The sequence below is a fragment of the Pseudomonas sp. MF6396 genome, assembly GCF_002018915.1.
In the GTDB taxonomy this organism is placed as follows: Bacteria; Pseudomonadota; Gammaproteobacteria; order Pseudomonadales; family Pseudomonadaceae; genus Aquipseudomonas; species Aquipseudomonas palmensis.
On the sequence record NZ_MVOK01000049.1, the window covers coordinates 1 to 9,785 of the forward strand.

Annotated in this window: 8 protein-coding genes; 4 read left to right on the forward strand and 4 right to left on the reverse strand. The window is 46.9% G+C overall.

The features are described 5' to 3' along the window. Positions 1 to 116: 116 nt before the first annotated feature. The 3 genes from MF6396_RS27160 to MF6396_RS29260 all read right to left on the reverse strand — a co-directional run bounded on the left by MF6396_RS27160 (position 117) and on the right by MF6396_RS29260 (position 2,234). Positions 117 to 746, reverse strand: a complete 630-nt coding sequence (locus MF6396_RS27160) for an aminotransferase class I/II-fold pyridoxal phosphate-dependent enzyme (protein WP_078481964.1) — start codon at positions 744 to 746, stop codon at positions 117 to 119. An 80-nt stretch (positions 747 to 826) separates the two neighbouring features. Beyond that, positions 827 to 2,044 (reverse strand): YcaO-like family protein, encoded by a 1,218-nt coding sequence (locus tag MF6396_RS27165; RefSeq protein ID WP_078481965.1) that lies wholly within the window; start codon positions 2,042 to 2,044, stop codon positions 827 to 829. 64 nt (positions 2,045 to 2,108) lie between these two features. Next, positions 2,109 to 2,234 carry a hypothetical protein gene (locus tag MF6396_RS29260; protein WP_254996984.1) on the reverse strand — a complete coding sequence of 42 codons (126 nt, stop codon included), beginning with the start codon at positions 2,232 to 2,234 and terminating at the stop codon, positions 2,109 to 2,111. 244 nt (positions 2,235 to 2,478) lie between these two features. Here MF6396_RS29260 and MF6396_RS27170 point away from each other — a divergent pair, with 244 nt between their 5' ends. Further along, positions 2,479 to 4,212: a tyrosine-type recombinase/integrase gene (locus tag MF6396_RS27170; protein WP_078481966.1), complete on the forward strand. Its 1,734-nt coding sequence runs from the start codon at positions 2,479 to 2,481 to the stop codon at positions 4,210 to 4,212. 487 nt (positions 4,213 to 4,699) lie between these two features. Beyond that, on the forward strand, positions 4,700 to 6,538 hold the full coding sequence (locus MF6396_RS27175; RefSeq protein WP_153046134.1) for a hypothetical protein: 1,839 nt from the start codon (positions 4,700 to 4,702) through the stop codon (positions 6,536 to 6,538). Positions 6,539 to 6,584: 46 nt separating this feature from the next. Here the strand turns inward: MF6396_RS27175 and MF6396_RS27180 are convergent, their stop codons facing one another. Further along, complete coding sequence (locus tag MF6396_RS27180) at positions 6,585 to 7,553, reverse strand: DNA-methyltransferase (protein WP_078481968.1); 969 nt, start codon at positions 7,551 to 7,553, stop codon at positions 6,585 to 6,587. 288 nt (positions 7,554 to 7,841) lie between these two features. On the opposite strand from MF6396_RS27180, the gene MF6396_RS27185 reads away from it, so the two are divergent. Both MF6396_RS27185 and MF6396_RS27190 read left to right on the forward strand, forming a co-directional pair. Then, on the forward strand, positions 7,842 to 8,516 hold the full coding sequence (locus tag MF6396_RS27185) for a hypothetical protein (protein ID WP_078481969.1): 675 nt from the start codon (positions 7,842 to 7,844) through the stop codon (positions 8,514 to 8,516). 239 nt (positions 8,517 to 8,755) lie between these two features. Beyond that, entirely contained in the window at positions 8,756 to 9,682 is a 927-nt protein-coding gene (locus MF6396_RS27190; RefSeq protein ID WP_078481970.1) for a replication initiation protein, read from the forward strand. The last annotated feature ends 103 nt before the right edge of the window (positions 9,683 to 9,785 follow it).

Here is a 9,785-nt window from a genome sequence, read left to right on the forward strand (position 1 = left end):
CGAGGTGCTTGCAGCGGCAAAAAAGGCTGAAATAGACGGCAGGTTTGACCGGGATTTGAGCGGCTACCGTTTTTTGAAAGTGTCGATGGCGAAGTAGCCGGAAAACAGGGGCTACTTCAGACCATCCTTAGAAAGGTATTGTCGACAACCAGAAGAACGGCGTTCTTCATGCAAAGTTTCGCCAGTTCCGCAATATTGATGTCCAGAAAAGCCGGGTTGGTGGGTGCCTCGATAAAGACCATTCTGGTGTCGGGCCGCAGGGCCGCCTGAAACGCCGCCGTTTCGTACGCTTCAATGACCGACAGCGTTATGCCACGCTGACGTGTTTCATGCTCAAGCTGTTCGATCACTTCATAGAACAGGCCGCGGGGCACGATGACGTGGTCACCTGCGCCCAGCAGCGCACGAAAGACCAGCAGGCAGGCGGTCATTCCGCTGTTGACTGCCAGACTGTAGGCGCAGTGTTCGATGGCACGAAACTTCGCCTCCAGGACGGAAACGGTGGGGTTGGCGTAGCGCTGGTAGGCAAAGTTTTCCCCCTCTGCATTGCCGAGCATGTCCCTCCCCGCTTCAACGGAGTCCAACAGTGCCGCGGAATTGCAGATCAGTGCGGGCACTGGAAACTGATCCAGGCCCGCCTCATGTTGCCCCAGGTGGATCGCGCGGGTAGCAGCGCCGAGTGGCGAAGACAGCAGATAATCACGGCGCTGCCGTTCACGCGGGCTCACGTTTTTGGTTGGGCTCATGAATGGCCTGATTCCGAAAGAGAGGGCTGATCCAGCCCGTTGATGATGACCTGCCCCTGGCGACCTGAGGGTGGTGCCGTTTACTCGTACTTGTAGCAAGGCACCACTTTTCCACCCAGCGAGACGATGGAGAACCTTTCCATTTTCGGCATGACGGCACAGGCCAGGCTCACTTGGGCCGCGCTGCAATGCAGCTCCTTTACCCAGATGGGATGATCCGCCTTGAAGCACTCGTGCTTCAGGTGCAGCAAATGTTGATCCAGTGGCATTCTGTCCGGGTCGCGTGGCATGGGGGCTGATGTCATCCTGGCGCGCTGCGTCGAATCAAACGCCAGGCGCAGGCACCGCAGCAGCCGTGGGTGCCGTGCCAGGTTGTTCCTTGAACCTGTCCATTCCCGGGTGACCTCTTCCAGGCCTTCGGCGACTTTGTATTGCTGCACCAGCTCCTTGATGGCGCGTGCTGCGGCGTGGCTCGGGTACAGCGAACAGCCACCGCCAACCACATGCACATCGGCGATTGTCTTGTCTGGGCAATAGGCAATGAAAACGGGATAGGGTATCTGGCTGGTGGCGTCGAACACTTCGATCGAGGCCCCGATGGCACCTTGCGCATCGCGCAAGGTTTGCAGCAATGCTTGCGGCATCGAGGCGTGAGCGATCTTTCTTATGGGTGTTTTGCACTCGTAAAAGAAGTGCTGTGCAATAAAGCGGCCGATACCGTGGCGCTCTATGACTTCGCTCGCGGCATGTATCGCCGCCTCGGTGAACCCGTAGCCTGCTGCCACACCCGTACCACAGGAATATCGGCGCGCAGCGCCATAGTCGGCATCATCGCCAGCGATGGCTTCATTGGCATACTGATGATTGATCAGGAATGACGGGTAGTGCAGATCAGCGCCGCCTGATGCTTCATGCGCCGCAAAGTGGATGACAGCCATCTGTGCAGTCTTCGAATGACGAAGCATCTGCACCGGCAGTACGCCCTGCAAGGCCGGTTGGGAAACAACCGAATCAAAACACTGCAAGACGCTATGGGAGCGTAGTTGAAGTGGCCCCATGCTATGTTCATACGCTTCATACTTGGCGCCGATGCGCGCCTCTGCTTCATACCCTTTTCCGCAGCCGACAGACTCCATGTCACGGCTGTCAGAGGGGAATTCAAGCGTGGCCACAGTGCTGGACAGCGGGCTACCGTAACGGTTCAGGGTTACCTGTATTCCTTCGTTGATAAAGTGCTGATCTATCACACTTTCTGCATCTTGCAATGACAACGTACGCTCGGGAGCAATCATGTTCATCGGCTGGAATTTCCATATACGCTGAAAGAAAAATGAGGCGCAGCAAGCGCCTCATTCATTTTCATCACTCAGCCAGTACAGCAGCTTCTTCTGGCGTGAACTCTTCTTCCAGCTTGACGCTATCCACTTCGTCTTCAGCAGGTTGGTCGACCTTGAACTCGTTGATATACATGCAGCAGTACTTACCCATGGAAATATCCTTTTCATGATGGATTCATGTGCGCACTTGTTTTCAGGTGCAGGTCGAGAGTAATACCGGCCACTTTCACTGCCCATAGGAAAAGTCCTGACTCCAGGCGCGAATACGTGGTTTATGGGGTGTTACTTGAGTGCCAGAATGCGCCGAAACAGGGAACAGTGTTTCCCACGCACAATTGCTGTGCGCACGCGAAAAGCAAAAAGCCCCTGAAACCGTAGGTTTCAGGGGCTCTTGCATGTATGGCGGAGAGATAGGGACTTTCCGAATCAACCCCTCAAGCCCTTTAAAATCAAGACCTACAAGGCTTTCAGGCGATTTTGCTACAAATTTTTGCTACAAATTCAGACCAAAACCAGCTACATTTTTCGGCATCCCAACCCAACGATCAGTGACGAAAATGGCAAGCGAAAACCTCGTTCTACGGTCAGGCACTTGGCACGTCCGCCTAAGCATCCCGAAGGACGTTCGCCACGTCCTGAACCGAAGCGAGTTCACCGAATCGCTCAAAACCGGCAGCAAGCCAGAAGCTCAGGTAAAGAAATTGGCGTTCCTACATGTATGGAAACAGGCCATAGCAAACGCTCGGCTACGCATTGCAGGGCCAACCCCCGACCACCTGCCAGAAACCTCGTTTAGCGTTTCCCAGATGATTCAGACAAGCCAGCAAGACGGGCTGCTAAGCCTTGTCATGGCTAAAAATTCCGATGACGTAGACCCGAGGTTCAGCCGGGAAAGCTTGGACGAACTCGGAAGTTACATCATCGACGTAATTTTGCATGGTCAGAAATGGAAAAGCCCCAAGGAAGCGTTTGAAGCCAATTTCGACCTATACGGCCAAAAACCTTTCAGCGAATACCAAGTTTTCAAAGAAAAATGGTATGAATTGGGTGAAAATATTCCGCTCGAACGAAAAATTGAGCGATTTAATGACTACATCCGCCTACAAAAAATCGTAGAACATTACGAGATCACCGCAGGGCAAACCATCAGCGTCAGCAGCATTGAAGAAATTAAATCAATTCTCGACAACCCCACCAACTACAAAATCAAGTCCCCCATTACAACTAATAGAATCGCCTCATTTGAAGCCTATCAGACCAAGACCAAGGGCATTATTCAAAAGACAGTAGACACGCAAGCAAATCGCTTGAAATTGATGAATGCTTGGCTTGAGACAGAGCAACGCGACCTCAACCACGAAAGCATTGCCAGCTATCTCGATACGCTCAACCTTTCCATTAAGACAAAAAAGCAATACCTATTCGCCGGGTCAAGTTTTTGGAAGTGGGCCATTAAGCACGACGAAAATTTTAAAAAGCTGCACCGCGACCAACAATCACCGTTTGAAAAACACGACTTTCCAGTAAATCGCAGCAAAAAGAACGATGGAGCGATGGAAAGGAAGGCATTCACACCAGAAGACGTTGCAAGGCTCTATGAAGCCGCCAAAGCCACCAAAAAACGTGAAACACTCACCGACCTTATACTATTAGGTGCTTACACCGGGGCACGCATTGAAGAGCTTTGCCAGCTTCAAGCCCAAGACATAGTGACCGAGGAAGGCATTCAATGCTTCTACTTCTATGATGGAAAAACCGCCGCCAGCGAACGACATACGCCGATACACCCAGCCATAAAAGAAACCGTGGAAAAGTTGATCCGTAATTCAAAAGACGGTTTCTTGATTAGCTCACCAGCAGGAAACAAATACGGAAACCGATCCGACGCACTCAGCAAACAATTTGGCAGATTAAAAACCACTCTTGAATATAACAGCCAATACGTCTTCCATAGTTTCCGCAAGACCGTTATCACGCAATTACAACGTGCAGACGTGCCCGGAATACTCATTGCCTCAATCGTCGGACATGAGACAGGAACAGTCACATTTGACGTATACAGTGCAGGGCCAAGCCCGAAGCAAAAACACGATGCAATATCAAAACTAAAATACAAGCTAAAAATCTAAAATCGCAAGCGTTACACGTTAAAATTCAGAACAATAATCAAAGGTTCCTAAGCTCTTACCCACCAGAAGAGCTTTTGACCTTTTCTAAACGACCATCTTTTTTACAAATCGTCTCGCATAATGCACGCCCCTGCACACGCCTCATGTATACGCACGCACACGCCTGCGTCTTTAGTTATCAATATATAGATATCAAATATATTAGATAACAATAATAAAGATTACTACACCGCACGCACACATACGCAAGCACAAACAGCCTACAAATTTGATTAAAATTTAATCTATGGTAAATTACAAATAAGGGCAATGAGCAAAGCGATATGAAGCATTTATCAACCCTTTGGTTACAACTTCACACTTTTGCTTCGCAAAAGATGAGAAGTGGTAACGCCGGGCCAAAGGGTGCCCCTTTGGATACCCAAGAGCAAAGCAAAAGCATCTCGCTGAAATTTAGGAGTAATAAATAACAACTACTGAGGGTTAAATGAGCAATGAAATCAAAAGCACAACCATGCTATATAAGAGACTTAATTTTTCAGTCTCTACACTTAAAAAATTAGGCAAATCCTTAAAGCATTCCTTGCGTGTTCACAGCAAAGAAGAAAAGAAAATACAATGGGATGAAGACCTATCCCACAACAACATATTTATAGTCAATGGTATGTCTGTACCAATGAATGAGGCGTCGGCCTTGTCATTCATTAAAGACACACTAACGCCTTTTCATCTGGTCAATAGAAGCAAAGAGCAGAGAAAAGAAGATGTAGAAACCAAAGGCAAATATAAATACAAAATTAAGAAAATCATTAAAGATGAGGCAGGCCAACCCATAGCCGCCTACCTTGATGATCTGATCGACCGTGGCGATTACATCGACAGCGAACAGGTCAAAGAAGATTTTGAAGCCTTCGAGGTCAGCAGGAAGGCCCAGAAGCTCAAAAGCGTCCAGAACTACATAGACCTACATAACACCATCACCCAAGCAGAAAAGCCGCTGGATGGTCGTAGAACAGTCATCCAAGAGGCTTTCTTTAAATTCCCCATGCACAACCAAGTAGACCTACCGCCTGAATTTTATGTTTCTGCAATTCAGGACTTCTACGCCAAATATTTTCCTGACTATAACGTCCTATTAACGGTCTACCACGGCGATGAATTAGAGGGAGGTAAAAAGAAGGTTGGCGACCACCCGCATATTTTTATCGACTGTAAAAACAAAAGAACAGGTGAATACGACCTGACAGAACAGCAAGCGGTGCTTGCCAACAAAGTCATTAAAAATGTGGAATTTTTCAAGAGTTATACACCTGTAAATACCAAGCAACAAACCTACCAAGAAAGCCAAATCATAGGCGAAGCCTTGCAGGAGTTATTTTACAAGCACATCAATAAAAAATTCAAAACTGAGAACATCTCACTTGTAGCTAATAGATTGGAACAGACCCAAGAAAACCTTGAACTTAGAAAACAAATCAGGCTTGAAAGTAAGAAAGCCAAAGAAGACAGGGCATTTAACCTTTATACAATGCGACAAGAGCAACTTGAAAATACAGAAAATAAGCTTGAGGAAGTCACAATAGAAGTCGAGAACAAGCAACAAACAAAAGGCACGATTGACCAAGAAATACGCCAAGGCCAACAAATAAACCTTAATTTACAAATGAAGATTGAAAAGGCCGAATCACATTGGGGCAAAAGACTTGGCCAGTTTGACAGTAAAATCAAAGAAAACACGACAACCCTTAGCACCTTGACGCAGAAACGAATAGATATTCAGCGAGACATTACACAGCTACAAAATAAAAAAGTAGAGTTGGGGAAGAACTTCAAAGCAGAAAAAGATAAATTACAAAAAAATCTAAATGATTTAAAAGAAAAAGTGACAGCCGAATCCGCAAAGCACAAAAGAATTAAGCAAGCTATAACGATACTTGACCAAAAACTAGAACCACTAATCCATAAATTTGACGTAAAGGTGGACAAGGTACTACATGCCAAACGAATGCACGAGGACACCGATACCCTGTATCAAGAAATGAAAGAAAACATCTTACAAACCGCTAAATACATGGGAAAAGAAAAGCGACACGACTATCTATGGTCTGTAAAAGAACAGCTTGAAGAGAAAGGACTAGACCCCAACAAGGTTGCATTTGGCTTTAAAGAAAAAGTTCAGCTATTCGTATCTGACAAGTTTACCAACACGCAAATAATAGAATTTGACAGAGAAGAAGCCGAGCAGGCGAAACAGGCCAGAAGGAGAAGACTTTTAAAACCTAAGCCCCCAAGCCCGTTTCAAGACCCTTATGACCCTTATCAATAGCCAAACCCACTCAATAAAAAACCCGCAGCAATGCGGGCTTTTTATTTCAGTCAAATCTAAATTTGCTGGCTTCTAAATACTCTTCAACTTGGTCAAAGGCAAACCAATACCGTTTTAATCCTTCAGCCACTTTCCCAGTGGTATTAGATCCCGCAAACGGGTCAAGCACCACATCACCGGGATCGGTAAGAAGCTTGATAAAAAACTCAGGCAAAGCAGCCGGAAAGCGTGCAGGGTGTATTTTAATCCCCGCTTCTTTACATCTTTTCGTGTAAGAATCGTTAGCCGAATTATTTCCGAATTTCAACAAGTCAGTTGGCGTATCATCGTCAATCATATTTGGTGGTATGGAGCCACCAGCGTGAACTTTATCGAAGGAGTCACGGATAGCGTGCCCAGATGGCCTAGTAGTAGTTTTAACGCCTTTCTTGTTCAATCTAAGCATATCGTCACTGTATGGACGTAAGGCGTTCCTATTATTTGCCTTGGGCCATGGAGTTTTTGATAGCCACCAAACGTATTCAACGGAGTCTTTAATTCGTATACGGCGAACAGTAACCCATTCCGCAGGAACTGGCATTTTTGCGGGATTGTACCAGAAGCACTCTTGTGCAAGGTAGAAACCGACAGTTTCAACCAATTCGATCAAAAGCTTGTAATGATAAATCGAGCGTGTTGGCTCGCCTTTATTGTAACTACCGCCAATGTTAAGGACAAAACTACCATCATCGGTAAGGATTCTGGCTACTTCCTTAGCAAACGGGATAAACCATTCATTGTAATCGGCTTTATCTTTGTTTCCGTAAGCTTTCTTAAAATGCAAAGCATAAGGGGGAGACGTGACCACAAGATTAACCGACCCGGTTTTTATGCTTTTCAGGTAATCCAATGAATCCCCGAGATATGCCTCTCCCCGGTCGGTGGAATAGAAAGGATTAGAAAAGCCATTCTCAAAAATATTAGGAATGGCCAATTTTTCAGTTTCTTCAACTGCAAGGGTAAGTTGTTCAGTCATTCTGGCCGTGATCTAATAGAGGATTTTCGAGGATATGGCGAGCCAAATCCTACCACACGGCAAGGTTAAGTTAATGGGTTGTCAATGTCAACCAATTTAGACGAATGGGTCTCACAGGCAGACGCGGCAAGGCTCAGAGGCGTTACCAGACAAGCCATAGGCCGACTGATCAAGCGGGGACGAGTCCGCACCCTGACCGTAGCCGGGTATGTCCTCGTCTCTCGTGAGGACGTTATGAATTTCCAGCCGGAGAAGGCTGGACGCCCAAAGGTAGCCAAGGAGCAGTGAATGATCGAGTTACGGCAACGTCTATCCGAACTCAGCAACGAGGAACGGGAAGAAATTTTCAAATACCTCCGTAGTCAGATAAAAATACATACTCTGGAGGATGAGTTTAACGCACAGGCGGAAGTCATACTGGAAGCCATTTCACGCGGCTCAGATCTTACCAAGCGAGGAATCCGGGGGATTATTGCAGAAGCGAGTTTCAAAGTTGAAGTTCTGGATAAACTAACAGGCTGGCAAGACATCACGCCGCCCGGCGACCTCCCGTTCGACTTTAAAATTTCCGATACCATTGGAGACATTGGTATTCAGGTAAAAATGCAGCGTAAGAAAGAACAGCGACCTATGATGGCAAATGAAGGCTATCGCGTCCTTTCCCCCGAAAAATATGTTGTTGAAACTCAAAAGACACGAGGTGGTAAAAAAGGCGAGGAAAACACCCGACCATACCGCTTTGGAGAGTTTGACCTTCTGGCGGTATCTATGCACCCGGCTACAAATGACTGGAGCCAATTCCGCTACACTGTAGCATCTTGGCTACTCCCAGATTTTAAGGACGCAAGCTGTATTTTGAAATTCCAACCCGTCCCATTACATAGGGATGATGAGTGGACGGATTCGCTCGAAGAGTGCATTGAATGGTATAGGTCTGGCCGACAGCATACTATTAGCAAGTAATTACCAAGTCCAAAACACTAAAAGCCCGCAAACAAGCGGGCTTTTTACCGTCCAAGTTTGACAAAGCCCGAAAGTATGGCAACTTGAAAGGAGCAGAAAAAGAAAACCACCTTGGGCAAGGTGGTCTGGATACAGCGATAAAAATTTAATCTACACAAACTATTTAATCATCAAAAATTTTATTGTCAAGTCTCTTCCCAAGGTTTCTTTTTCTAAATAACTATTAGAAGAGGATAACGATGGGATGCGTAAAACTATTTGAGGACTACTTACCAAAGAGACCTTATCACACCGATGATTTAATCAGCGGCTTAAAAATCAACAAAAAAGAAAAAGCGAAACTTGCTCGACTGGTCCAACCAAACGGCCCTACCCATAGATATTGGATGGTTTTCGATCTGGACAAGACCAACGCGGGGATGCATTGGGATGACGTTGGAGCACCAGCCCCTAACCTAATCGCTCGAAATCCGGCCAATGGGCACGCCCATTTGCTCTACCTGCTACAAACCCCTATCCGAACTGCAATCGACGCCAAAACAGCCCCTTTACGCTACGCTGCGGCCATCGAAGCGGCATTGTGTAACCTACTGGGAGCAGACCGAGGCTATTCCGGCTTGATCTGCAAGAACCCGATCAACTCCCATTGGATCGTTACCGAGTGGCAGGCCGATCCATACACGTTGGACGACTTAGCCGATTACATCGACTTAACCCCGGAGAAAGCGAAAGAGAAACCCGTAGAGGACTATGGCCTTGGTCGTAACTGTATGCTTTTCGATGAATTGAGAGCGTGGGCATACAAGGCTATACGCCAAGGCTGGCCCGACTACAATCAATGGCTAAACGCTTGCCTAGACCGTGCCACCGGCTACAACGTTAATTTTACTACGCCGTTGGACATATCCGAGGTTAAACACACAGCCAAGAGCGTAGCGAAGTGGACACATAGAAACTTTACCCGTGGCACCTTTGACGATTATGTCGCCAGAACCCACACAAGCAAAATTCAAGCAATCCGAGGCAAGAAAGGCGGAAAAGCAAAAGGTAAAACCAAGAGAGAACGAGGCATTATCTTGCTTGAGGCCGGGGCGTCTATTCAGCAAGTCATGAAGGAGTTAAATGTAAGCAGAGCGACAGCATACAACTGGAGAGTGACTCCGTAACATTATAATCTGTCTAAATAGCCTATACTAGAACTGTCGCTTATACACAACTGACGATACAGAACAAAAGGATAAAGTACAACTATGTGGACGCGGGAGCATG